Below are 26,998 nucleotides of genomic sequence, written 5' to 3' on the forward strand. Positions count from 1 at the left end.
AAATGACTCAGCTCGATAACCTGTCTCTGGTTCAGCGATTTATCCGTTTACCGCTGGCCCAACGCCAAGCTTTTTTGCACAAGCTGCACAGCAAGCACATGAGCTTCGCAGCGCTGCCGATTCCGGCGATGCGCGATGAGTTCGAGACCATCGGCCTGTCGTATGCCCAGGAGCGCCAGTGGTTTCTCTGGCAACTGGACCCCCACAGCGCGGCCTACCATGTGCCGACCGCGCTGCGCCTGCGCGGAGCACTGGACCTGCAGGCGTTGCAAGCCAGTTTCGACGCCTTGCTCGCGCGCCACGAAATCCTGCGCACGGTGTTCATGGAAGGGCCGGACGGGCCGTGCCAGGTGGCGCATGCGCAACTGAGCCTGCCGATCATCCCGACGGTGTTGCAAACGCCGCCGGACGCCCAGGCGCTCAAAGCATTGATCGACGCCGAAATCGCCACCCTGTTCGACTTGCAGCAAGGGCCGTTACTGCGGGTCAAACTGCTGCAGCTGGCGCCGGACGATCACGTGCTGGTGCTGACTCAACACCACATTATTTGCGACGGCGCGTCCGCGCAAATCATGGTGCATGACCTGGTTCGGCTCTACGCGGCCCACAGCGCTGGCTTGCAGGCCGAACTGCCGACGCTGCCGATTCAATACGCGGACTATTCGATCTGGCAGCGCAAGTGGATGGAAGCCGGGGAGCTGCAACGCCAACTGGCCTATTGGACCGAGCGCCTGGGTGACAGCGGCGAAGTGCTGCCGCTGCCCACCGACCGCGCGCGGCCGGCGGCGCAGAGTTATCGCGGCGCACGTCTGGACCTGAACGTTGATGCCGGGCTGGCCCGCCAGCTCAAACAGTTGGCGCAGCGCGAAGGCTGCACGCTGTTTATGATTTTGCTGGCCTCGTTCCAGGCGCTGTTGCATCGCTACAGCGGTCAGCAGGACATCCGCGTCGGCGTCCCGGTCGCCAATCGCAATCGCCTGGAGACCGAAGGCCTGATTGGCTTCTTCGTCAACACTCAAGTGCTGGATGCGCAGATTCATGGCGACCTGCCCTTTGACCAATTGCTGGCCCAAGTCAAACAGGCCGCGGTGGGCGCCCAGGCCCATCAGGATTTACCCTTTGAGCAACTGGTCCACGCGCTGGCGCCGGAACGCCATATGCGCCACAGCCCTCTGTTTCAAGTGATGTTCAATCATCAAGGCAGCGCCGCCGACCACGCCTTGCAGTTGCCGGGCCTGCAGGTGGAAAGCCTGGATTGGAGTTCCCACACGGCCCAGTTCGACTTGACGCTAAGCACCCAGGAATCGGAGGGTGAATTGGCGGCCACGCTGACTTACGCCACCGATCTTTTTAATGCCGACACCGTGCAGCGTATGGCGAAGCATTGGCTGAACCTGCTGCAAGGCGTCGCTGTTTCGCCCCAGCAACGCATTGGCGACTTGCCAATGATGGATGCGGCCGAGCAGCAGCACAGCATAAACGCATGGAACCCTAACCCGCAGGTTTTCCCGAGCGAGCATTGTGCCCACGAGTTGATCGCCGAGCAGGCCCGCCGACGTCCTGATGCCATCGCGCTGAGCTGTAACGGTGAAACCCTGACTTACGGCGCGCTCAACGCTCAAGCCAACCGCCGCGCGCATCAACTGATCGCCCACGGCGTTGGCCCGGATGTGCTGGTCGGGCTTGCGGCTGAGCGCGGTATCGAGATGATTGTCGGCCTGCTGGCAATCCTCAAGGCCGGCGGCGCTTACGTGCCGCTGGACCCGAGCTACCCGGAAGATCGCCTGGCGTACATGATCGAAGACAGCGGCATTCAACTGCTGCTGAGCCAGGCGTCTTTGGCCGGCAAGTTACCCGTACCGCCGAGCGTAAAAACCTTGTGGCTGGACGCCGACGTCAGCACGTTTGCCGACACCGACCCGCAAGTTCCGATGCACGCGGCAAACCTGGCCTACGTGATTTACACCTCCGGCTCCACCGGCAAACCCAAGGGCACCTTGCTGCCCCACAGCAATATTCTGCGCCTGTTCGCCGCCACCGACAGCTGGTTCGGGTTTGGCGAGAGCGACGTGTGGAGCCTGTTCCATTCCTACGCGTTCGACTTCTCAGTCTGGGAAATCTTCGGCGCGCTGCTGCACGGCGGCCAATTGCTGATCGTGCCTCACGACGTCAGTCGCTCGCCCCAGGAGTTCCTGGACCTGCTGTGTAGCAGTGGCGTCACGGTGCTCAACCAGACGCCGTCGGCGTTCAAGCAACTGATGCAAGTGGCGTGCGCCGACAGCCGCGCCAATGCGCTGCGCTGTGTGGTTTTCGGCGGCGAAGCACTGGACGTGAAAAGCCTGCGCCCGTGGTTCGAGCGCTTTGGCGACAACGCCCCGCAGCTGATCAACATGTATGGCATCACCGAAACCACGGTGCACGTGACCTACCGCCCCTTGTCGATGGCGGACCTGGAGCAGGACGCCAACAGCCCCATCGGCGAACCGATTCCGGACCTGTCGTGGTACGTGCTCGACGGTCACTTGAACCTTGTCGCGAAAGGCTGCGTCGGCGAGTTGTACGTCGGCCGGGCCGGTCTGGCCCGGGGTTACCTGAACCGTGGCGACCTGACGGCGCTGCGTTTTATTCCCGACCCGTTCGGTGAAAGCGGCGCGCGTCTGTACCGCACCGGTGACCTGGCGCAGTACCGCAGCGACGGCGTGATCGAGTACGTCGGGCGAATCGACCACCAGGTAAAAATCCGTGGTTTCCGAATTGAGCTGGGTGAAATCGAAGCGCGCCTGAACGCCCTGGAGGCCGTGCGCGAAGCGTTGGTAGTAGCGCAGGACGGCCCGAGCGGCCAGCAATTGGTGGGCTATGTGATTGCGGCTGCAGGTGACGAAGACGATTTGAGGGCGCACATCAAGGCGCAACTCAAGGCCGACCTGCCGGATTACATGGTGCCCACGCACTTGCTGTTTCTCACGCAATGGCCATTGACCGCCAACGGCAAACTCGACCGCAAGGCGTTGCCACAGCCGGACGCGAGCCAGTCGCAGCAGGCTTATGTAGCGCCGCAAACCGAGTTGCAGCAACAGGTCGCGGCCATTTGGCAAGACGTGCTGCAACTGGAGCGTGTCGGTCTTACCGATAACTTCTTCGAGCTCGGTGGCCACTCACTGTTGGCCACGCAGATGGTGTCGCGCATTCGCCAGACCCTGGGCCGTAACTTGCAGCTGCGCGCACTGTTTGAAAATGCCAGCCTGCAAGCCTGCGTGGCGGCGCTGGACTCGGCACAGGCTGCGCCGACTGCACGGATTCCCGCGCTGTCACGGGATGAGCCTTTGCCACTGTCTTATGCCCAACAGCGTCAATGGTTCCTGTGGCAAATGGAACCCAACAGCACGGCGTACCACATTCCGGCCGCGCTGCGCATTCACGGTGCCCTCGACGTGCAAGCGCTGCAACGCAGTTTCGCCGTACTGGTGCAGCGTCACGAAAGCCTGCGTACCACTTTTGTGCAAGTGAATGAGCGGGCGGTGCAGGTCATTAATGACCTGCCGTACCCGGCGCTGATCGTGCAGCAGCTGGAGTCGGGTTCGGCGCAACAGATTCAGGCCTTTGTGCAACAGCAGATCGGCCAGCCGTTTGACCTTGAACACGGCCCGCTACTGCGCGTCGGTCTGTTGCAGGTCGCGGCCGATGAGCACGTGCTGGTGTTGACCCAGCACCATATCGTCTCCGATGGCTGGTCGATGCAGTTGCTGGTGCAGGAACTCATCGAGTGCTACGCCGCCTTTAGTCAGGGCGAATCGGTTGAGCGCGCGCCGTTGCCGATCCACTACGCGGACTACGCGGTGTGGCAACGCCAGTGGATGGACGCCGGTGAACGCGAGCGGCAGTTGGCTTACTGGACCGGCCTGTTGGGCGGTGAGCAACCCTTGCTAACATTGCCAACCGACCGAGCGCGGCCCGCCCGCCAGAGCTTCGCCGGTGCGCGCCTTGGGATTGATGTGCCCCAGGCCCTTGGCCAAGGGTTGCGCCAACTGGCCCACCGCGAAGGCTGCACGCCGTTCATGCTGTTGCTGGCCTCGTTCCAGGCGCTGTTACATCGTTACAGCGGCCAAACGGATATCCGTGTCGGCGTGCCAATTGCCAACCGCAATCGCGTGGAAACCGAAGGCCTGATTGGCTTCTTCGTCAACACCCAGGTGCTCAAGGCGGATGTTGACCCGCTGCAGCCGTTCACCACATTACTGCAACAGGTCAAGACGGCCGCCTTGGGCGCCGAAGCCCACCAGGACCTGCCGTTTGAGCAACTGGTCGAGGCCCTGCGCCCTGAGCGCACCCTGAGTCACAGCCCGCTGTTTCAGGTGATGTACAACCACCAAACCGCTGGCCGCCAGGACGTTACGCAATTGCCGGGGCTGGTGATCAAGGCCCAGCCGTGGGAAAGCCGCACGGCCCAGTTTGACCTGACGCTCGACACCCTGGATGCCGAGGGTGAGTTAAGCGCCACGCTGACCTACGCCACCGACCTGTTTGATGCCAAGACTGCGCAGCGCATGGCCGACCACTGGTTGAAATTGCTGCATGGCATTGTCGCCGCACCGCAGCAATGCATTGGCGACTTGCCAATGATGGATGCGGCCGAGCAGCAGCACAGCATTAATGCATGGAACCCTAACCCGCAGGCTTTCCCGAGCGAGCATTGTGCCCACGAGTTGATCGCCGAGCAGGCGCGCCGACGTCCTGATGCCATCGCTTTGCGCTGGAACGGTGAAACCCTGACTTACGGCGCGCTCAACGCTCAAGCCAACCGCCGCGCGCATCAACTGATCGCGCACGGCGTTGGCCCGGATGTGCTGGTCGGGCTTGCGGCTGAGCGCGGTATCGAGATGATTGTCGGCCTGCTGGCAATCCTCAAGGCCGGCGGCGCTTATGTGCCGCTGGACCCGAGCTACCCGGAAGATCGCCTGGCGTACATGATCGACGACAGCGGCATTCAACTGCTGCTGAGCCAGGCGTCTTTGGCCGGCAAGTTACCCGTACCGCCGAGCGTAAAAACCTTGTGGCTGGACGCCGACGTCAGCACGTTTGCCGACACCGACCCGCAAGTTCCGATGCACGCGGCAAACCTGGCCTACGTGATTTACACCTCCGGCTCCACCGGCAAACCCAAGGGCACCTTGCTGCCTCACAGCAATATTCTGCGTCTGTTCGCCGCCACCGACAGCTGGTTCGGGTTTGGCGAGAGCGACGTGTGGAGCCTGTTCCATTCCTACGCGTTCGACTTCTCAGTCTGGGAAATCTTCGGCGCGCTGCTGCACGGCGGCCAACTGCTGATCGTGCCTCACGACGTCAGCCGCTCGCCCCAGGAGTTCCTGGACCTGCTGTGTAGCAGCGGCGTCACGGTGCTCAACCAGACGCCGTCGGCGTTCAAGCAACTGATGCAAGTGGCGTGCGTCGACCGCCGCGCCAATGCGCTGCGCTGTGTGGTTTTCGGCGGCGAAGCACTGGACGTGAAAAGCCTGCGCCCGTGGTTCGAACGCTTTGGCGACAACGCCCCGCAGCTGATCAACATGTATGGCATCACCGAAACCACGGTGCACGTGACCTACCGCCCCTTGTCGATGGCGGACCTGGAGCAGGACGCTAACAGCCCCATCGGCGAACCGATTCCGGACCTGTCGTGGTACGTGCTCGACGGTCACTTAAACCCTGTCGCAAAAGGCTGCGTCGGCGAGTTGTACGTCGGCCGGGCCGGTCTGGCCCGGGGTTACCTGAACCGTGGCGACCTGACGGCGCTGCGTTTTATTCCCGACCCGTTCGGTGAAAGCGGCGCGCGTCTGTACCGCACCGGCGACCTGGCGCAGTACCGCAGCGACGGCGTGATCGAGTACGTCGGGCGAATCGACCACCAGGTAAAAATCCGTGGTTTCCGAATTGAGCTGGGTGAAATCGAAGCGCGCCTGAACGCCCTGGAGGCCGTGCGCGAAGCGTTGGTAGTAGCGCAGGACGGCCCAAGCGGCCAGCAATTGGTGGGCTATGTGATTGCGGCTGCAGGTCACGAAGACGATTTGAAGGCGCACATAAAGGCGCAACTCAAGGCCGACCTGCCGGATTACATGGTGCCCACGCACTTGCTGTTTCTCACGCAATGGCCATTGACCGCCAACGGCAAACTCGACCGCAAGGCGTTGCCGCAACCGGACGCGAGCCAGGTGCAGCAGGACTACGTGGCGCCCCACAGCGAGCTGGAACAGCAGATTGCCAACGTCTGGCAGGACGTTCTCAAGCTTGCGCGCGTAGGCCTCACCGACAACTTCTTCGAATTGGGCGGTGACTCGATCGTATCGATTCAGGTCGTCAGCCGTGCCCGCCAGGCCGGCATCCGCTTCACGCCCAAAGACTTGTTCCAGCATCAGACCGTCCAAGCGTTGGCCGCTGTCGCACAGACCGCTGCCGAGCAACCCTTGATTGACCAGGCACCCGTGAGCGGCGAGACCGTGCTGCTGCCGATCCATCAGGCGTTTTTCGCCGATGCCATTCCCGAGCGCCATCATTACAACCAATCGGTAATGCTGACCCCGGCCACCCCGTTGCAAGGCGCTTTGCTGGAGCAGGCACTGCAAGCACTGGTGACGCATCACGACGCCTTGCGCCTGTCATTCAGCGAAACCACGGCAGGCTGGCGCGCCAGGCACCTTGAGTCGGCGGCGCAGGGTGTGCTGTGGGTGCGTGATGTCGCTGACGCAGAGGCGCTGCACACACTGGCGAATCAGGCGCAACGCAGCCTCGATTTGCACAACGGCTCCCTGCTGCGCGGGGTGTTGGCCACCTTGAGCGACGGTAGTCAGCGCCTCTTGTTAGTGATCCATCACCTGGCAGTCGACGGTGTGTCGTGGCGGATCCTGTTCGATGACCTGCAAGCCGCCTATCAGCAGTTGCTCGCTGGAAATCCCGTGCACTTGCCGCCCAAGACCAGCTCAGTCAAAGCTTACGCGACACAGTTGCAAGCCCATGCGCGCACCGCAGAACTGCAACAGCAGTTGGCGTATTGGCAGGCGCAACTGCACGGCGTGCCGGCGGATTTGCCTTGCCTCAACCCCGAAGCCACGGCGCTGAACCAGCAGGCAATCACCGTACACACGCGCCTGGATAAACAGCTGACCCGGCAACTGCTTCAAGAGGCGCCGGCGGCCTATCGCACCCAGGTCAACGACCTGCTGCTGACCGCGCTGGCACGGGTGGTCTGCCGCTGGACCGGGCATGACAGTACCTTGATCCAGTTGGAAGGGCATGGCCGGGAAGAGCTGTTCGCCAACATTGACCTGACCCGCACCGTGGGCTGGTTTACCAGCCTGTTCCCGGTGAAATTGTCGCCGGGGGCAACACTTGCAGCTTCAATCAAGTCGATCAAGGCAGGGCTGCGCGCGATCCCCGACAAAGGCGTGGGCTTTGGCGCACTGCGCTTTCTTGGCGACGACGCCAGCCGAGCGGCTTTGCAGGCGCTACCGCAGCCACGTATCACCTTCAACTACCTGGGGCAGTTCGACGCCAGCTTCGACAGGGCGCAGGGCGCGCTGTTCAGCCCGGCCAGTGAAGGTGCCGGCGACGAGCAAAGCCCACTGACCCCCCTGGGCAATCTGTTGACCCTCAACGGGCGCGTATTCGATGGCGAACTGAGCCTGGGTTGGACCTTCAGTGACGAACAGTTCGCGCCCTCGACCATCAAGAGACTGGCTGATGAATACGCGACCGAGTTGGCCTCGCTGATTGCCCACTGTTGCGACCCGCTGAGCCAGGGGCTGACGCCTTCGGACTTCCCACTGGCCGACTTCACACAAGCGCAACTCGACAGGTTGCCGCTGGCAGCGCGGCTGGTAGACGACATCTACCCGCTGGCACCGATGCAGCAGGGCATGTTGTTCCACAGCGTGTACGAACAGGGCAGTGGCCACTACATCAATCAGCTCGGCCTGGACATCGAAGGCCTTGACCCGCAACGTTTCGAAGCCGCCTGGCAGGCGGCGGTCGATGCCCATGACATTCTGCGCAGCAGTTTCGTCTGGGAGGGGTGCGAGCGCCCGGTGCAGATCGTTCACAAACAGGCGCGGGTGCCGTTTCGTACCCTCGATTGGAGCGCTCACAGTGATGTGACCCAGGCGCTGAAAGAGCTGGCCAACAGCGAGCGCGAGCAGGGTTTCGACCTCACCCATGCGCCATTGCTGCGCCTGGTACTGGTCAAGACCGGCGCACAGCGCTACCACTGGCTTTACACCCACCATCACATCTTGATGGATGGCTGGAGCAACTCGCAGTTGCTCGGTGAAGTGCTGCAGCGCTATGACGGCCAGGCACTGGGGCGTCAAACCGGGCGCTATCGTGACTATATCGCCTGGCTGCAAGGGCGTGACGCCAAGGTCAGCGAGGCCTTCTGGCGTGAGCAGTTGCAAGGGTTTGAGGCGCCGACCCGCTTGGCTGACCCGCGTCACCTCGGTTCGCAGGCGCCGTCTGCCAGCAGTCACGCCAACCACTACCACCTGCTGACCGCGCAGCAGACCCGGGAGCTGGGCGAGTTCGCCCGCCGACAGAAAGTGACCTTCAATACCGTCGTCCAGGCCGCCTGGCTGATGATGCTGCAGCACCACACTGGGCACGCCACCGTGGCCTTCGGCGCCACCGTGTCTGGGCGGCCGAGTGAACTCATGGGCGTCGAGCAGCAGATCGGGCTCTTCATCAATACCTTGCCGGTCATTGCAAGCCCGCTCCCTGAGCAATCGCTCGAGCACTTGCTGCAACAGCTTCAGGCTCAGAACGTTGCGCTGCGCGAACACGAGCACACGCCGCTGTTCGAGATCCAGCGCTGGGCCGGGCAGGGGGGCGAGGGTTTGTTTGACACCTTGCTGGTGTTCGAAAACTACCCGCTGTCCGAGGCCCTGCAGGCGCAGGCGCCATCAGGTTTGCGTTTCGGCACCGTCGGGAATCAGGAACAGACTAATTTCCCGTTGACCCTGGCCGTTAATCTCAATGAGACCCTGAGCCTGCACTTCACTTATGCCCATGCCGCTTTCCCCACACACACCATCGAGCGCCTGGCTGAACAGCTGGCGCATGTGCTCGCGCAAATGCTGACGCTTGACGACGATGGCTGCCTGGGCGACATCGACCTGTTGGGCGATGCGTCGAGCGCGTTGCTGCATGAGTGGAATGCCACGGCGGTGCAGGTGCCAGAACCTCGCCATGTCCATCAGTGGATTGAGTCCCAGGCACGTCGCACGCCGGATGCACTGGCCGTGTGCAGCGATGACGAGTCCCTGACCTACGCCCAGCTCAACAACCGCGCCAACCGCTTGGCCCATGCGCTGATCGAGCGCGGTGTCGGCCCGGATGTTCTGGTCGGGTTGTCGATGTCTCGAAGTGCGCAGATGGTGGTGGGCTTGCTCGCGGTCCTCAAGGCTGGCGGTGCTTATGTGCCGCTGGACCCGGCGTATCCACAAGACCGCCTGATGTACATGATTGAAGACAGCGGCATCGCTTTGCTACTGACTGAAAGCGCAGTGCTGCCCCGTTTTGGCGACGCCAACGTAACCACTCTGCTGCTGGACCAGCCGCATAACCGTTTCGACGACCACAGCGCGCTTGAGCCCGCACCGCGGCTTCACGCGGATAACCTTGCGTATGTGATCTACACCTCCGGTTCCACCGGCAAACCCAAGGGCGTGACGATTCGCCATGGCGCGCTGAGCAATCACATGCAGTGGATGCAAGCCACCCTGCCATTGCAGGCCAGCGACCGCGTACTGCAAAAAACTGCCATCAGTTTTGATGCCTCGGTCTGGGAGTTCTGGTTGCCGTTGATGAGTGGCGCGCAGTTGGTGCTGGCTTCGCCGCACCTCAACCTTGACCTGACGACGCTGTGGGCGCACGTCGCACGCTGGAAAATCAGCGTGTTGCAAATGGCGCCGTCGCTGCTGCAAGCACTGCTGGCGCTGGCTACGCGCGAGCAACTGGCGTCGTTGCGCCTGTTGCTGTGTGGCGGCGAGGCGCTCAGCGCGCACGTGTCTCGACAGGTGATGGCGGTGTTCGACGGTGAGTTGCGCAACCTGTATGGCCCCACTGAAGCCACGATTGATACCAGCAGCCACGTGGTTGAACGCGATATTGAAGACGATGCGCGGATCATCGCCATCGGCCGTCCGATTCACAACGTGCGCACCCACGTGCTGGACCGCGCGCTGCAACCCTGCGCCATCGGCGCGATCGGCGAGTTGTATATCGCCGGAGACTCCCTGGCGCGCGGCTACCACAGGCGCCCGGCGTTGACCGCCGAGCGTTTTATTCCCGACCCGTTCAAAGACGCTGGCGCCGGGCGCCTTTACCGTACCGGCGATCTGGTGCGGTATGCCGAGAACGGCGACATCGAGTACCTGGGCCGTATCGACCATCAAGTGAAGATTCGCGGCTTGCGCATCGAGCTGGGTGAAATTGAGGCGCGCTTGCGTGCCGACAGCCAGGTGCGTGACGTGGTGGTGCTCGCCAGTGAAGCGGCGAGTGGTGCAAGCCTGGTCGCCTGGCTGGTCAGCCACGATCGCACGCTTGATGCCTCGGCCGAGGCCAGTTTGGGCGAGCAGCTCAAGCGCCGGCTGGCCGAGCAGGTGCCGGACTTTATGGTACCGACTCACCTGATCTTCCTTGATCAACTGCCGCTCATGCCCAACGGCAAACTGGACCGCAAGGCCCTGCCGCAGCCGGACAGTCGCCCGCAGCACTCGGCCTGGCAGGCCCCTGTCAGCGACCTGGAGTGCAAGGTGGCGGCGATCTGGCAGGACGTGCTCAAGCTTGAAGCGGTCGGACTGGGCGATGACTTCTTTGAGTTGGGCGGGCATTCGCTGCTGGTGGTGAGCGTGGTCTCACGCCTGCAACTCGAGCTGGGCCTGACATTGACGCCCCAACTGCTATTCCAATTCCCGGTGCTGGGCGCATTCGTTGCGAAACTGGCACCGGCCAGCGAACACATAAATACGTCGAAATTGAGCAAGCTTGAAGCGCTGCTCGATGAATTTGAGGAGGTTTGATGGACACCGCTGTCGCACACCGTATTGCCAGGCGCTTCATAACGCTGCCGCTGGAAAAACGCCGCCTTTACCTGCAAAAAATGCTCGAAGAGGACGTTTCCCCGGCGAACCTGCCGATTCCGCCTGTCAGTGCCGAGTTCGACACGCTGTCACTGTCTTTCGCCCAGGAACGCCAATGGTTCCTGTGGCAGCTGGACCCCGCGAGCGCGGCGTATCACATGCCCACTGCGCTGCGTTTGCGCGGGCCGCTGGACATCGCCGCCTTGCAACGCAGTTTTGATGCATTGGTAGCTCGTCACGAGAGCCTGCGCACCACGTTTGTGGTGCACGGCGAACAGACGGTGCAGCAGATACACGAGGCGGCGGCGGTGCCGTTGCAGGTGCAGGCACTCGCGCAGGTGCCGGATGAAACGCAACTTCGGCACCTGATCGAAGACGAAACCCGCCAGTTGTTCGACCTGCAGCGCGGGCCATTATTGCGCACGCGGCTGCTGCAACTGGCGGCGGATGATCACGTGCTGATCGTGACCTTGCACCACATCGTTTCCGATGGTGGGTCGATGCAGGTCATGGTCGAGGAACTGGTCAAGGGCTACGCTGCCTTCAGCCAGGGCCTTGAACTGGAACTGCCGGCGCTGCCAATCCAGTACAGCGACTATGCCATCTGGCAGCGGCACTGGATGGAAGCGGGTGAACGTGAGCGCCAGTTGGCGTACTGGACGGTGCAACTAGCGGGCCGGCAACCCGTCCTTGAACTGCCTGCAGACTATGCGCGACCGGCCGTGATGAGTTATCGCGGCGCGCGACTGGAACTCGACATTGACGCCGCGCTGGCAAGCCAACTCAAGCAGTTGGCTCAGCGTGAAGGGGTCAGTCTGTTCATGCTCCTGCTGGCGTCTTACCAGGCATTGTTGCATCGCTACAGTGGGCAGACGGATATCCGCGTGGGCGTGCCGACGGCTAACCGCAACCGCGTGGAAACCGAGCGGCTGATCGGCTTTTTCGTCAACACTCAGGTGCTCAAGGGCGATGTGCAGCCCCAGGACACGTTCAGCACGCTGTTGCATCAGGTCAAACAGACCGCACTGGACGCCCAGGCCCACCAGGACTTGCCGTTCGAGCAATTGGTCGAAGCGCTGCAACCGGAACGCAATCTCAGCCACAGCCCGCTGTTTCAAGTGATGTTCAACCACCGCACGCAGGGTCCAACCGGCGAGGGGCCGGTGGGCGCCTTGAAGGTCGAGGGCTTGAAGTGGGACACCCACAGCGCGCAGTTCGACTTGACCCTGGAAACCGTGGAGTACCCGGGCGGGCTGTCGGCGGCGCTGATCTACGCCACCGACCTGTTCGGCGTGGATACCGTCACACGCATGGCCGGGCACTGGCAAAACCTGTTGCGCGCGATTGTCGCCGACCCCGCGCAACGCATCGGCGAACTGTCGTTGCTCGACGCTACGCAGCGCCAGGCGCAGCGCAACGAGGGGCATCGCACGCCGGCGCCGGTCGTCCAGGAGGGTTTTGTACACCAGTTGTTTCAGGCCCAGGCGGCGCGTACCCCGGGTGCCCCGGCACTGGTCGTCGACGGCCAGCGCTTGAGCTACGGCCAACTCAATGCGCAGGCCAATCAGCTGGCAGCAAAGCTGCGCAGTCTGGGTGTTGGCGCCGATGTGCTGGTGGGCGTTGCCGTCGAGCGCAGCCCGCAAATGCTCATCGGCCTGCTGGCAATTCTCAAGGCCGGCGGCGCTTATCTGCCGCTTGATCCGGCGTTCCCCGAGGACCGCCTGGCCTACATGATCGAAGACAGCGGCATCACCTTACTGCTGACCCAGGCGGCGCTGCTCAACCACTTGCCGATTCCGGATGGCGTGCAGGCGTTGGTGCTGGATCAGCCCGGTGACTGGCTGACGGGTTATGCCACGGTGGACCTGCCGCTGGCGCTGAACCGCGAGCATCTGGCTTACGTGATCTACACCTCCGGTTCCACCGGCCAACCCAAAGGGGTGATGGTGCGTCATGGGGCACTGACCAACTTTGTTGCGAGCATGGCGCAGGCGCCGGGGATGACAGGCGCGGATCGGGCGCTGTCGCTGACCACGTTCTCGTTCGATATTTTCGGCCTGGAAGTCTATGTGCCGCTGATGGTGGGTGCATGCATCGTGCTGACCGGCCCTGAGGTGGCGCAGGATCCTTATGCGGTCCTGGCGTTGATCGAGGCCGAGCAGGTCAATGTGGTGCAGGCAACGCCGTCCAGTTGGCGGATGCTGCTCGACAACGAAAATGCCCACCTGCTGCGCGGTTGCAAGTGCCTGTGCGGCGGCGAAGCACTGCCACAGGAACTGGCGGCGCGCATGCTGGCCCTCGACGGTGAGGTGTGGAACCTCTATGGCCCGACGGAAACCACTATTTGGTCGGCGCTGCACCGCCTGCAAGGGCAGCCCGCGCAGCCGTGGCTCGGCGGCCCGATTGCCAATACAGCGTTGACCATCGTCGGCGCCGACCTGATGCCGGTGCCGTATGGGGTGGCGGGTGAGTTGCTGATTGGCGGTGAAGGCCTCGCACGGGGCTACTTCCAGCGTCCGGCGTTGACCGCTGAGCGCTTTATTGCCAGCCCGTTTTCCAGCCGTGGCGAACGCCTGTACCGCACCGGCGATCTGGTGCGTCAGCGCGCGGACGGCATTATCGAATACCTGGGGCGCATCGACCATCAGGTTAAAATCCGTGGCTTTCGTATTGAGCTGGGTGAGATCGAAGCGCGTCTGCTTGAGCAGGCTGCGGTGCGCGAGGCAGCCGTGTTGGCCCAGAACACGCCCGCCGGTCAGGCGCTGGTGGCGTATGTGGTGCCAAATGTTGACCTGGAGGGCCTCGACGCCGAAGGGCAGGGCCAGTTGCGTGAGCGCCTCAACGCGCAATTGAAGGTCAACCTGCCGGACTACATGGTGCCGGCGCACACGGTGCTGTTGGCGCGTTTTCCGCTGACGCCGAATGGCAAGCTGGACCGCAAGCAATTGCCGCCGCCGGATGCCAGCCAATGGCAGAAAACCTATGTGGCGCCGCAGACGCCGGCACAGCAGACGGTCGCCGCGATCTGGGCCGAGGTGCTGAACGTGCCGCAAGTCGGCCTCAGCGACAACTTTTTCGAACTGGGTGGCCACTCCTTGCTGGCGACTCAGGTGGTCTCGCGGATTCGCCAGCGCTTGCAACTGCAAGTGCCGTTGCGCCTGCTGTTCTCGCATAACACGTTGCAGGCGTTCGTCGACGCGATGGGTGCAGCGGCGGCAGGCGATGCGGCAGTGATAGCGCGTATCTCCCGCGAGCACACCCTGGAACTGTCGTTTGCCCAGCAACGCCAATGGTTCCTGTGGCAGCTCGAGCCCACCAGCACGGCCTACCATATTCCTGCGGCGCTGCGCCTGCGTGGCGCACTGGACCGGGCCGCGTTGCAGCAGAGTTTCGATGCGCTGGTGGTGCGTCACGAATCCCTGCGCACCCGCTTTGTGCTGGACGCCGAGCGGCCGGTGCAAGTGATTGACGCGCCGTCGGCGGTGGACCTTCGCTGTGCCAGCGAACCCTCTGCGCAGGATGAGAACCACCTGCGTGGCTTGATTGAAGCCGAGACTGGCCAGCTGTTCGACTTGCAGCGCGGGCCGTTGCTGCGGGTCAAACTGCTGCAACTGGCGGCGGATGACCACGTGTTGATCCTGACCCAGCACCATATCGTCTCTGACGCCTGGTCAATGCGCGTCATGGTCGATGACCTGATGCAGCTCTATCGCGGGTTCAGCAGTGGTCAACCGGTGACTCTGCCGGCATTGGCGATTCAATACGCCGATTACGGACACTGGCAGCGCCAATGGTTGGCGGCGGGTGAGCAGGCGCGCCAACTGGCCTACTGGACCGCGCAACTGGGCGGTGAACAGCCGATTCTCGAATTGCCCACCGACCATCCGCGACCGCTCCAGCAAAGCTATCGCGGGGCGCGTTTGCCGGTCGTGATTGAGCCGGCACTTGCAGACGGCCTCAAGCGCCTGGCCCAACAGCAGCACTGCACGCTGTTCATGCTGTTGCTCTCCAGTTTGCAGACGTTGTTGCACCGCTACAGCGGCCAGAATGACATTCGGGTCGGCGTGCCGATTGCCAACCGCAACCGTGCGGAAACCGAAGGCTTGTTGGGGTTCTTCGTCAACACCCAGGTGCTCAAGGCCGAGATTGACGGCGGTGTGCGGTTTGACCAGTTGCTCGGTCAAGTCAAACAGCGCGCGTTGGAGGCCCAGGCGCATCAGGATCTGCCGTTCGAGCAACTGGTGGAGTTGCTCGCACCGGTACGTGATTTGAGCCGCACCCCGTTGTTCCAGGTGATGTTCAACCATGCCAGCGAGGGGCGCGGTGAGGTCAAGTCACTGCCGGGCCTGAGCCTTGAGCAGCTGACCTGGGAGTCGGGGACGGCTCAGTTCGACCTGAGCCTGGACACCTTCGACTACGGCGATGGCCTCAGCGCCGCACTGTCTTATGCCACCGACCTGTTCGAACCGGCCACCATCATGCGCCTGGGCGAGCACTGGCTGAACCTGCTGCGTGCCATCGTCGCCAACCCGACCGAACGCATCGGCCAATTGCCGATGCTTGATTCGGCGCAGCGCCGGGTCATCGTCGAGCAGTGGAACCACACCTTCGCCGACTACCCCACTCACCAGCCGGTACAGCGTTTGATCGAGGCGCAGGTGGCGCGTACGCCTGACGCCGTCGCACTGACCTTTGAGGGGCAATCGCTGACCTTTGCCGAACTGAACGTGCGGGCCAACCGATTGGCCCATGCATTGATCGAGCGCGGCATCGGCCCGGATGTACTGGTCGGTATTTCTTTGCACCGCAGCCTCGACATGGTGATCGGGCTGCTGGCGATCCTCAAGGCGGGCGGTGCCTATGTGCCGCTGGACCCGGAATACCCGGCCGAGCGCCTGGCCTACATGATCGATGACAGCGGCATCGACTGGTTGCTGACCCAACAGGCGCTGGCGACGCACCTGCCGATCCCGGCGCACGTGCGCACTCTGATGCTCGACAGCGGCGACGATTGGCTGAAGGACGCAGCGCAGAGCAACCCCGTTTCGCCCGTCAGCGCGCAGCATTTGGCGTACGTGATTTATACCTCTGGCTCGACCGGTAAACCCAAGGGTGCCGGCAACAGCCATGGCGCACTGACGAACCGTTTGTGCTGGATGCAGCAGGCCTACACCCTGGGCGCCGGCGACAGCGTGCTGCAAAAAACGCCCTTCAGTTTTGACGTGTCGGTGTGGGAGTTTTTCTGGCCGTTGATGACCGGCGTACGCCTGGTCGTCGCCGCGCCGGGCGACCATCGCGATCCGACGAAGCTGGCCAGCCTGATCCAGCGCGAACACATCACCACTCTGCATTTCGTGCCATCAATGCTGCAAGCCTTCCTGTTGGACGGCCAGCTCAGCCGCTGTACCTCGCTTAAAAATATTGTGTGCAGCGGTGAAGCGCTACCGGTGGATGCCCAGCAACAGGTGTTCGCTCAATTGCCGGGTGTCGGGCTGTACAACCTGTATGGCCCGACTGAAGCCGCGATCGACGTGATGCATTGGACGTGTCGCGACGAAGGGCGTGAGGCGGTGCCTATCGGCGAGCCGATTGCCAACCTGATGACGTATATCCTCGACGATGAGCTCAACCCGGTGCCGAGTGGCGTCAACGGTGAGCTGTACCTCAGCGGCCAGGGCCTGGCGCGGGGTTATCATCGTCGCCCCGACCTGACGGCCGAGCGTTTCGTTGCCAGCCCCTTCGTAGCCGGTGAGCGGCTGTACCGCACCGGTGACCTGGCGCGTTATCGGGCCAACGGGGTAATTGAATACATCGGTCGAATCGACCACCAGGTGAAGATCCGTGGGTTGCGTATCGAACTGGGTGAAATCGAAGCGCGGCTGCTGGAGCACGCAGCCGTACGCGAAGCTGTGGTGGTGGCGCTGGACAGCCGCAGTGGCAAGGTGTTGAGTGGCTACGTGGTGGCTGCACAGGGTATGGCTGACGACTGGGCACACCTGCGCGAAACCCTGGCCGCGCACCTGCGCCAGACCCTGCCGGAGCACATGGTGCCGTCGCACCTGACCCTGCTCGACACAATGCCCCTGAGCCCTAACGGCAAGCTCGACCGCAAGGCGTTGCCTGCACCGGATGTGGCGCAGGCGCAGCAAACGTTCGTGGCCCCGGCCAATGCCATCGAAGCGGCGCTGGTGCAGATTTGGCAAGGCGTGCTGGGGGTTGAACGCATCGGCACCGGTGACAACTTCTTTGCCCTCGGCGGTGACTCGATCAATTCGATTCAAGTGGTCAGCCGCGCACGTCAGCAGGGTATCGGCCTGGCCCCCAAGGACTTGTTCCTTAACCAGACGATCCAGGCCTTGGCCCGGGCAGCGAGCGCCGAGCAAAGTGTGCCCATTGATCAGCGGCCGGTCTGCGGCGACAGCCCTCTGGTGCCGATGCAGCACCTGTTTTTTGCCAGTGAGATCACGCATCGCGAACACTGGAACCAGTCGTTGATGCTGACCCCGCGAGCCCCGCTGGACGCCGAGCATTTGCAGCAAGCCCTGGCACAGGTGGTGGCCCATCACGATGCACTGCGCCTGCGTTTCACGCAGCGCGATGACGGCACGTGGCAGGCCAGCCACCAGGCCGTTGACGCAACACAAACGCTGGTCTGGCTGCGCCAGGCGGAAGGTGCCGATGAAATCCTCGCCATCGCCAATCAGGCGCAGCGCAGCCTGGACCTGGAACATGGGCCGCTGTTGCGCTGTAGCCTTATCGCTGTGCAAGACGGCACTTCGCGCCTGCACCTGGCGGTTCATCACTTGGTTGTCGACGGCGTGTCGTGGCGAGTGCTGCTCGAAGATCTGCAAACCGCCTACCGGCAGTTGATGGATAGCCAGCCTGTAGCGTTACCGAGCAAAACCACGGCGTTCAAGGCCTGGGCCGAGCAGTTGCAGGGTTACGCCCACAGTGAGGCGCTGGGCGAGGAACTGACTTACTGGACTGAAAGACTTGACCAGAACCTGCCTGAGTTGCCGCGTGCGCGCCCCGATGGCAGCCAGGCGGCGGTGCATGGTCAGCGCGTCAGCACGCGGCTGGATGCCGAGTACACGCAACGCCTGCTCAAACAAGCGCCTATGGCTTATCGCACCCAGGTCAATGACCTTTTGCTCAGTGCCCTGGCGCGGGTGATCTGTGAGTGGACGGCGCAGCCCGCATGCCTGGTAAACCTGGAAGGGCACGGTCGCGAAGACGTGTTTGAAGGGGTCGACCTGAGCCGCACAGTCGGCTGGTTCACCAGCCTGTTCCCGGTGGTGCTTACGCCGTCGGCGCAGCTCGCGGACTCACTCAAACAGATCAAGGAGCAACTGCGCGCGGTGCCCCACAAAGGCCTGGGCTATGGCGTGCTGCGCTACCTCGGTACGCCGCAGGTGCAGGCGCGCCTGGCCCGTCTGCCCCAGGCGCGGATCACCTTTAACTACCTGGGGCAATTCGACCAGAGCTTCGACGAGCAGGCGCTGTTCGTGCCCAGTGCTGAAAGCAGTGGCGACGGGCATGGCGACGACGTGGCGCTGGGTAACTGGTTGAGTATCGATGGCCGGGTGTTCAACGGTCAGTTGTCGCTGGAGTGGACGTTCAGCCGCGAGGTGTTTGACGAAGCCACCGTCCAGCATTTGGCCGATGCCTATGCCGTCGCCTTGCAGGAATTGATCGATCATTGCTGCGCCGCTGAATATCAGGGCCTGACGCCGTCCGACTTCCCGCTGGCCCGTCTGAGCCAGGCGCAACTGGATACGCTTGCTGTTCCGGTGGCACAGGTGCAAGACATTTACCCGTTGTCACCGATGCAGGACGGCATGTTGTTCCACACCTTGGCCGACGACAGTTCCGGCCTGTACATCAACCAGATCAGCCTGCCGGTCAATGGGCTGGACACCGAGCGTTTTGCCCGCGCGTGGCAATCGGTAATCGAGCGCGAGAACATCCTGCGTACCAGTTTCCATTGGCAGGGTGAACTGGGTGCGCCAGTGCAGGTCGTCCATCGACACGCTGACTTGCCGCTGCAGGTCGAGGATTGGCGTGGCCGGGACATCAGCGAAACAGCCATCGAACAACGCGCGACTGCCGACTACCTGCAAGGCTTCGATTTGACGCGCGCGCCGCTGCAACGCGTGTTGCTGTTGCGCCTGGAGGACGACCGCTACCAGATGATCTGGACCTGCCACCACATCCTCATGGATGGCTGGAGCAGCTCGCGGCTGTTCGGTGAAGTGATGCAGTTTTACGCCAATGGCCAGGCCCACGGACGCAACGGCCGCTATCGCGACTTCATTGAGTGGCTGCAACGCCAGGACCAGGGTGCGCTGGAGAACTTCTGGAGAAGCCGCCTGGCGCCACTGGAGCAGGCGACGTCGCTTAATCAGGCGATGTTCCCCCGTCATGTCGAAGACTTACCCGGCCACCAGGCGCTGTATTCCCGATGGGACACGGCGCAAACCACGCGTTTGCAGCAGGCCTGCCGCCACTTGCAGATCACGCCTAACACGCTGATTCAGGGCGCGTGGTTATTGCTGCTGCAACGCTTTACCGGGCAGAGCACTGTGGTGTTTGGCGCCACCGTTGCCGGGCGCCCGGCAGGGTTGGCAGACGCCGAGACTATCCTTGGCCTGTTCATCAACACGTTGCCGGTGATCCAGACGCTTGATCCGCAGCAACCGCTGGACCAGTGGCTGCAGCAATTGCAGGCCTACAACACGGATATCCGCGAGCACGCCCATGCGCCACTGGCAGACATTCAGCGCTGGTCTGGCTTGGGCGGGCAGGGGTTGTTCGACAGCATTATTGTGTTTGAAAACTACCCGATCGATGAGCGCCTGGGCGAGCAGCAGGGTACCGGGCTGAGTTTCGGTGAGTCGCGCAACCACGACGTCACCAACTTTCCGATGGACCTTGCGGTGAATCTCGGCGAACGGTTGTCGATTGAATACCTGTTCCTGCGCAACGCGTTCAGCGTCGAAGCCGTGGAGCTGATTCGGCGCAGCATGGAAGACACCCTTGAAGCGATGATTGTCGCGCCTCAAGAGCGGTTGGGTAACCTGCAACGGTTGCGCGCCGAACAGTGGCGCGCGTTTGAGCAATGGAGCGCGGCGCCGAATGCCGATTATCAGGCGCAGCTGCTACCGGCGCTGATCGGGCGCCATGCGCAGCTGCGTGGGCAGGCCACGGCGCTGGTGTGTGGCGAAAGGTCGCTGAGCTACGCGCAGCTGGACAGCCGCGCAAATCGCCTGGCTCACCGCTTGATCGAACTCGGCGCCGGGCCGGAAGTGGTGATCGGAGTGGCGCTGGAGCGCTCCGTGGAGATGGTGGTGGCGTTGTTGGCCGTGATGAAAAGTGGCTCCGCCTATGTGCCGCTGGACATCGATTACCCACCAGAGCGGCTGGCGTTCATGATGCAAGACTCGGCCATGGCGATGTTGCTGACCCACAGCGAGGTGCAGCCGCGATTGCCTGCTGTGGCGGGCTTGGCGCAATTGGCCATCGATGCTTTTGACGGCTCGAACTACAGCGATACAGCCCCTGCGAGCGGTTTGCTCGGCGCCAACCTGGCCTACCTGATTTACACCTCGGGTTCGACCGGACGGCCTAAAGGCGTCGCGGTGGCCCATGGCCCGATGAGCATGCATTGCCAGGCGATTGTCCGGCTGTATGACATGGATGAACACACCCGTGAACTGCATTTCATGTCGTTTGCCTTCGACGGTGCCCACGAGCGTTGGCTCAGCACGTTGTTGAGTGGTGGCACGCTGGTGATTCGCGATGCCAGCCTGTGGACGCCGGAGCAGACTTTTGAGGCGCTGCATCAGCAGCGCATTACCATCGCCTGCTTCCCGCCGGCCTACCTCAAGCAATTGGCCGAATACGCTGCCCAGAGTGGGTTGGCGCCACCGCCGGTGCGCGTGTATTGCTTTGGCGGCGACGCGGTGCCCGATCAGACCTTCGAACAGGTCAAGGCTGCCCTGCGTCCACAGTTCTTCACCAATGGCTACGGCCCCACCGAAACAGTGGTCACGCCCATGCTCTGGAAGGTGCCGGCGAATGCCCGTTGCGAAGCGGCCTATGCGCCGATTGGTCGGGCTGTCGGCGAGCGCGCCTTGTACGTCCTGGATGAAGACCTCAACCCACTGCCGCCTGGGCTGGCCGGTGAGTTGTACATCGGCGGGCAGGGTATCGCCCGAGGCTACCATCGACGACCGGACCTGAGTGCCGAGTGTTTTGTGCCGGATCCGTTCGGCAAACCTGGCGACCGTATGTACCGCAGTGGCGACTTGGTGCGCCAACGTGAGGAGGGTGTACTGGATTACGTCGGGCGTATCGACCATCAGATCAAGGTGCGCGGCTTCCGTATAGAACTGGGCGAAATCGAGGCAAGCCTGCGCCTGCTGGAGGATGTCAGCGATGCGCTGGTAATCGCCCGCGACAGCGCGTCGGGCAAGCAACTGATTGGCTATGTGGTGACCCCCGAGGGCGTGGCCGTGGGGGATCGTCTCAAGGCCCGGTTGCGTGCGCAGTTACCGGATTACATGGTGCCGGCGCAGATCATTTGCCTGGCCGCCATGCCGATCACGCCCAATGGCAAGCTCGACCGCCAGGCCTTGCCTGAGCCTGAGTTCAGGGGCGCCGAGTATGTGCCAGGCCGCACCCGTGACGAGCAACTGCTGGCCCAGGTGTGGGCCGATGTATTGCAAGTGGAGCAGGTGGGCATCACCGATAACTTCTTCGAGTTGGGGGGTGACTCAATCTTGAGCCTGCAAGTGGTTTCGCGCGTGCGTAACCACCCCGAACTGAACATGGAACTCAAGCTGCGCGACTTGATGCGCGGGCAGACCATCGAGGCGATTTTCGAACAGCGCTCCAGCAGTGTTGCGACGCGCAGCGAGGACCTTTCCCAGTTGGCCACCGAGGGCCAGTTCAACCTGATTCCGATCCAGCAATGGTGGTTCGATCAGCAGATGAGCGAGCCGCACCATTACAACCAGGCGCTGATGCTGCGCGCCCGTCAAGCGTTGAACCTGCCGGCACTGGAATTGGCGTTGCGCTGCATGATGGAGCAGCACGACGCCTTGCGGCTGCGCTTCAGCCAGGTCGGTGAACAGCACGTGCAACATTATCTGCCGCTGGCCGACCTGCAAATGCAGTGGGCCGCTGAGCCGTTGCTGTGGCAGCAAGGTGTCGCCGATGAGGCTGAACTGGAAAGCTACGCCGAGCAAGTGCAGCGCAGCCTGGACCTGCACAACGGTCCGGTATGGCGCACGGCCCATGTGACCCTGGCCAATGGAGAGGTGCGCGTGTTGATGGTGATTCACCACATGGTGATCGACACGGTGTCCTGGCGCTTGCTGTTGCAGGACTTGCAGACGGCCTATGAGGCTTATGACAAAGGCCAGGTGCCGAGCCTGCCGATTCGCACCAGCAGCTACCGAGCCTGGGCCGAGGGTTTGCAGGCCTATGCCGCAGATTTTCCGGCTGCGGAACGTGCCTGGTGGCTTGAACAGATCGACAGGCCGGGCCGTGAATTGCCCTGCGACAACGTGCGTGGCAAGAACCAGGTGCAACACCAGGCGGTGGCGTTGTTGGGCCTGTCGCAAGCGCATACCCAGCAGTTGCTCAAGCAGGTGCCGGCGGTGTATCAGACTCAGATCAACGACGTCTTGCTGGCGGCGCTGAGCCGCGTGCTGTGCCGCTGGAGCGGGGACGAGTCGGTGTTGGTCCAGCTGGAAGGGCATGGCCGTGAAGACCTGGTCAAGGATATTGACCTGAGCCGTAGCGTGGGATGGTTCACCAGCATGTTCCCGGTGCGCTTGAGCCCCGGTGTGGGCAGCACTTTTGGCTCGTCGGTGAAGGCGGTGCAGCAGCAGATGGCGGCCGTGCCGAACAAGGGCCTGGGCTACGGCGTTTTGCGCCACCTCAGCGGCGGCTGTGTAGCCGAAACCCTGAGCCGCGCGCCGCAGGCACGCGTCACGTTCAACTACCTGGGCCAGTTCGACCAGAGCTTCGACGACAAGGCCATGCTGGTGCCCGCGGCCGAAAGCTACGGCAGTTGCTACAGCCCGCACGCCGCACTGGGTAATTGGCTGGAAGTGGTGGGGCAGGTGTATGACGGGCGGCTGTCGATGCGCTGCATTTACAGCACGCGTCGCTACCGTGCGCATACGGTCGAGCAGTTGATGCGCGAGTATCAGGCAGAGCTGGAGGCGCTGATCGAACACTGCGTTGCACAGGCGGCTTAAGTATTGCCGCCGACCCCTCGTTATACACAGAGAGGAGGAGCGCACTAACTGTGGCGAGGGAGCTTGCCCACTCTTTCTCTCGTCTGTGGCTTTTTCATAAGGAAACCTGCGATGTCGCTGCATCCGGAACTCAATGCCTTTCTCGATCTGGCGCAAGAAAGCCAGGCCGACGGCCCTGGGCCATTTCATCTGTCGACGCCTGCCCAGGCCCGGGACGCATTCGAGCGCACCACCGTGCAATTGCGCTGGGGCGCACCGGCGCAGGTGAGCTGCGCCTCAATGCCGTTCGTGGCCCGTGACGGTGCAACGCTGCAGTTGCGCCTCTATCGTCCATCCACGCCGGCTGCGCAGCCTTTGCCGGTGCTGGTGTATTTCCACGGCGGCGGTTATGTCGTGGGCAGCCTGGACTCTCACGACGGTGTGTGCCGTGAATTCTGCGCCAGAACCCCGTGTGCAGTGCTGTCTGTAGGGTATCGCCTGGCGCCGGAACATCAGTTTCCGACGCCACTGGAAGATGGGGCCGACGCGCTCGCCTGGCTGGCGCACAACGCGGGTGCCGAAGGGTTGGACGCCACTCGCGTGGCGTTCGGTGGTGACAGTGCAGGGGCGACCCTGGCGACCGTCCTGGCATTGCAGTCGGCCCTGCAACCGGCGTCGCTGGCGATCACGCCGTGCTGGCAATTGTTGTGTTATCCGGTGACGGACGCCTCCACCCGTAGCCCTTCAACCGAATTGTTCGGCGAGGGTTACCTGCTGGAAAGCGAAACACTGGAATGGTTTTACCGCCACTATGCGCGCGAGCCGGCAGACCGCCTGGACTGGCGCTTCTCGCCGCTGCTCGCGAGCACTTTTAAGGGCATGGCCCCGGCGTTGATCGCAGTGGCCGGGCATGATCCTCTGCTGGACGAAGGCCGCGCCTACGCACAGCGCTTGCAAGCCGCGGGGGTGAGGGTGGAGCTGATCGAATACGAGGGCCTGATCCACGACTTCCTGCGCCTGCAAAGCGTGGTACCGGAAGTGGATGGCGTTTACGCGCAATTGAGCCAGGCGCTGCGCGCTGCACTGGCTGGCTGAATCGCCGGCACAAAAAAACCGGGCCTGGCCCGGTTTTTTTGTGCGCGGTGAGCTTTAGAAGTCGTAGGTTACGTCCAGTGACGCCACACGTTCCTGGCCGTAGTAGCAACCGAACGAGTAGTTGCAGTGGGAGACGTATTCGCGGTTGAACACGTTCTGTACGTTCAGGCTGGTTTGAACGCCACGCAGGCTCGGCGACACTTTGCTCATGTCGTAGCTGACGGTGGTGTCGTAGACGACGAAGCCTGGAACGTCGAACGAGTTGGCCGCGTCACCCGGTTTCGGACCGGTGTAGCGGGCGCCTGCGCCAAAGGTCAGGCCATTGAGCACGGCCTGGGCGAAGTGGTAGTCGACCCACAACGAGGCTGAGACCGGCGCTTGTTGCTCGGTACGGTTACCGGTGTTGTTGTAGTTGTTCTTGATGTAGAACGCATCGAGGTAGGACGCCGCCGCCAGGATGTCGACATTGTCGAGAGTGGATTTGACCTCCAGTTCAACACCGCGCGAGCGCACCTGGCCCTGCTGGGTCGAGTACTGCGGGTATTCGTTATCGCTGCTCAGCACGTTTTTCTGCTTGATCTGATACACCGACGCAGTGATCAGGGTCTTCTCGAACGGTTGGTATTTCACACCGACTTCGTACTGCTCGCCTTCGACCGGCAGGAACGCTTTACCGCCGCGCTGCGGTGCGCTGGTGCCCACGGTTGGCAGGAACGATTCGGAGTAGCTGACGTAAGGTGCGAGGCCGAAATCGGTGACATAGGTCAGGCCCACACGGCCGGTGAACTTGTGGTCACGCTGCTCGGTGATGGTGCGCGCCAGCAGGTCCTTGTTTTCAACTTCGGCCCAGTCGTGGCGGCCGCCGATGGTCAGGATCCATTTGTCCAGTTTGATCTGGTCCTGCAGGTACACGCCGGTCTGGCGCACGGTGTTGTCCCATTGGGTGTCTTTGACCGGCATCACGCTGCTGGTGTCGTAGTTGTTGTTGGCGCCGTACAGGTTGATCGGCAGCACGTTGTAGGCGTTGTAGCCGGTGTATTTGCGGTTGAAGTTGCGGTAATCCAGGCCCACGAGCGTGGTGTGCTCGAGGATGCCAGTGTTGAATTTGTATTCCAGGTTGTTATCGATGGTGTAGGCAGTGTTGTGCTGGCGCCAGTCGAGTTTCACCCGATTGGCCCGGGTTTGATCCACCACGCCGCCGTTGGTGACGAAGCTGCGCAGGTAGAAACCCTTGTAGTCGTCTCGCACGTCGGTATAGCGCGCGGTGGAGCGGTATTTGAGGTCTTCGGTGAAGTTGTGGGTGAAGTCATAGCCCAGCACAAACTGGTCACGTTTGTAGTCGTTCCAGTTCGAGTCGCCGGAGAAGAAATTGCGGTCGATACGCTGGCCGCCGGGGCCTCGCTCCAGGGAACCAAAGCGCGGCAGCGCCTGATAATCTTCCAGGCCGTTATCGCGCTGGATCTGCGCCAGCACGGTCAGCGAGGTGTCATCGTTCGGCGCCCAGGTCAGGCTTGGCGCCAACAGCATGCGTTCGCTGTGGGTATGGTCGACCTGCTGGTTACCTTTTTTGCCCAGTGCGATCACGCGGTAGCTGAATTCTTTCTGGTCATCGATCGGGCCGCTGGTATCGATTGCGCCGTTAAGGCGGCTGTAGCTGCCTGCGCCGATCTTGACCTGGGTGCGCTGTTCCGTGGTGGGGCGCTTGGACACCATGTTGATCAGGCCGCCCGGCTGGTTTTGCCCGTACAGCACCGACGCCGGGCCCTTGAGCACTTCGATGCGTTCCAGGGTGTACGGGTCGATCTGCGGTGCGCCCCCCAGGCTGCCGGCGTACGGCAGGTAGGCACCGTCCAGGTAGAGCTGGGTTGGAGCGAAGCCACGGCTGGTGATTTCGTCCGCGATGGCGTTGCGATCAGTGAAACCGCCGGTGTTCAGGCCAGGCGTGTAGCGCAGCGCTTGCGTCAGGTTGCGAGCGCCCTGGGTTTCGATTTGCTTGGCGGTGACCACGTTGACGGTCTGCGGGATTTCCAGGATCGGCGTATCCGTCTTGGTACCGGTGCCGCTGCGGCTGGCGACCAGCCCATCGACCGGGCCATAAGCCGACTCAACCGCCCGCGCATTGATGTTGGTAGCGTCCAGCTCCAGTGAGTCGCCCGTGGCTCTGGCGCGTACGTTGGCGGTGTTGCCCTGAACGGTAAACGTGACGCCGGTCCCCACCAGCATCTGCGCCAGGGCCTGTGCAGGCGCCATTTTCCCGCTCACAGGCTGACTGCGCTTGCCCTGCACGTCGTCAACGCTGTACAGCACCTGCATGCCCGACTGGCTGCCCAAGGCCTGCAGTGCGCCGGCAAGCGGCTGTGCAGGAACATTCAGATCGGCTTCCTGAGCCTGTACCTGAGCGCTTAACGGCAATGCCAGCGCCATGCTGAAGGCAGTGGCGCTGAAGCTTGGCACCAGCATGCGACGCATGAACAGTGCCCTGGTGAAACGTGGAAGCCCCGGAAATGCTGACATGTATCTCACTCTTAATGGTTT

General features: G+C 62.6%; 4 protein-coding genes. 3 read left to right on the top strand and 1 reads right to left on the bottom strand.

Going from position 1 to position 26,998, the window contains the following annotated elements; translation table 11 throughout:
- Positions 1-2 precede the first annotated feature (2 nt).
- The 3 genes from ACP7A2_RS10640 (at position 3) to ACP7A2_RS10650 (ending at position 24,463) form a co-directional block, all read left to right on the top strand.
- Entirely contained in the window at positions 3-11,060 is an 11,058-nt protein-coding gene (locus ACP7A2_RS10640) for an amino acid adenylation domain-containing protein (RefSeq protein WP_426134159.1), read from the top strand.
- Positions 11,060-23,389 carry a non-ribosomal peptide synthase/polyketide synthase gene (locus ACP7A2_RS10645; RefSeq protein ID WP_426134160.1) on the top strand — a complete coding sequence of 4,110 codons (12,330 nt, stop codon included), beginning with the start codon at positions 11,060-11,062 and terminating at the stop codon, positions 23,387-23,389. The genes ACP7A2_RS10640 and ACP7A2_RS10645 overlap by 1 nt, the downstream gene beginning before the upstream one ends.
- 111 nt (positions 23,390-23,500) lie before the next feature.
- Complete coding sequence (locus ACP7A2_RS10650) at positions 23,501-24,463, top strand: alpha/beta hydrolase (protein ID WP_426134161.1); 963 nt, start codon at positions 23,501-23,503, stop codon at positions 24,461-24,463.
- A 54-nt stretch (positions 24,464-24,517) separates the two neighbouring features.
- Here the strand turns inward: ACP7A2_RS10650 and ACP7A2_RS10655 are convergent, their stop codons facing one another.
- The gene (locus ACP7A2_RS10655; RefSeq protein WP_426134162.1) at positions 24,518-26,977 is read right to left on the bottom strand and encodes a TonB-dependent siderophore receptor; all 2,460 of its coding nucleotides are present in this window, start codon (positions 26,975-26,977) and stop codon (positions 24,518-24,520) included.
- Positions 26,978-26,998: the final 21 nt, after the last annotated feature.

Source organism: Pseudomonas sp. PWP3-1b2 (genome assembly GCF_049896045.1).
GTDB classification, from domain to species: domain Bacteria; phylum Pseudomonadota; class Gammaproteobacteria; order Pseudomonadales; family Pseudomonadaceae; genus Aquipseudomonas; species Aquipseudomonas antarctica_B.

Bases quoted from the DNA above. Each gene is read 5' to 3' on its own strand.
- ACP7A2_RS10645 (WP_426134160.1), top strand. From the start codon at position 11,060: ATGGACACCGCTGTCGCACACCGTATTGCCAGGCGCTTCATAACGCTG.
- ACP7A2_RS10640 (WP_426134159.1), top strand. From the start codon at position 3: ATGACTCAGCTCGATAACCTGTCTCTGGTTCAGCGATTTATCCGTTTA.
- ACP7A2_RS10655 (WP_426134162.1), bottom strand. From the start codon at position 26,977: ATGTCAGCATTTCCGGGGCTTCCACGTTTCACCAGGGCACTGTTCATG.
- ACP7A2_RS10650 (WP_426134161.1), top strand. From the start codon at position 23,501: ATGTCGCTGCATCCGGAACTCAATGCCTTTCTCGATCTGGCGCAAGAA.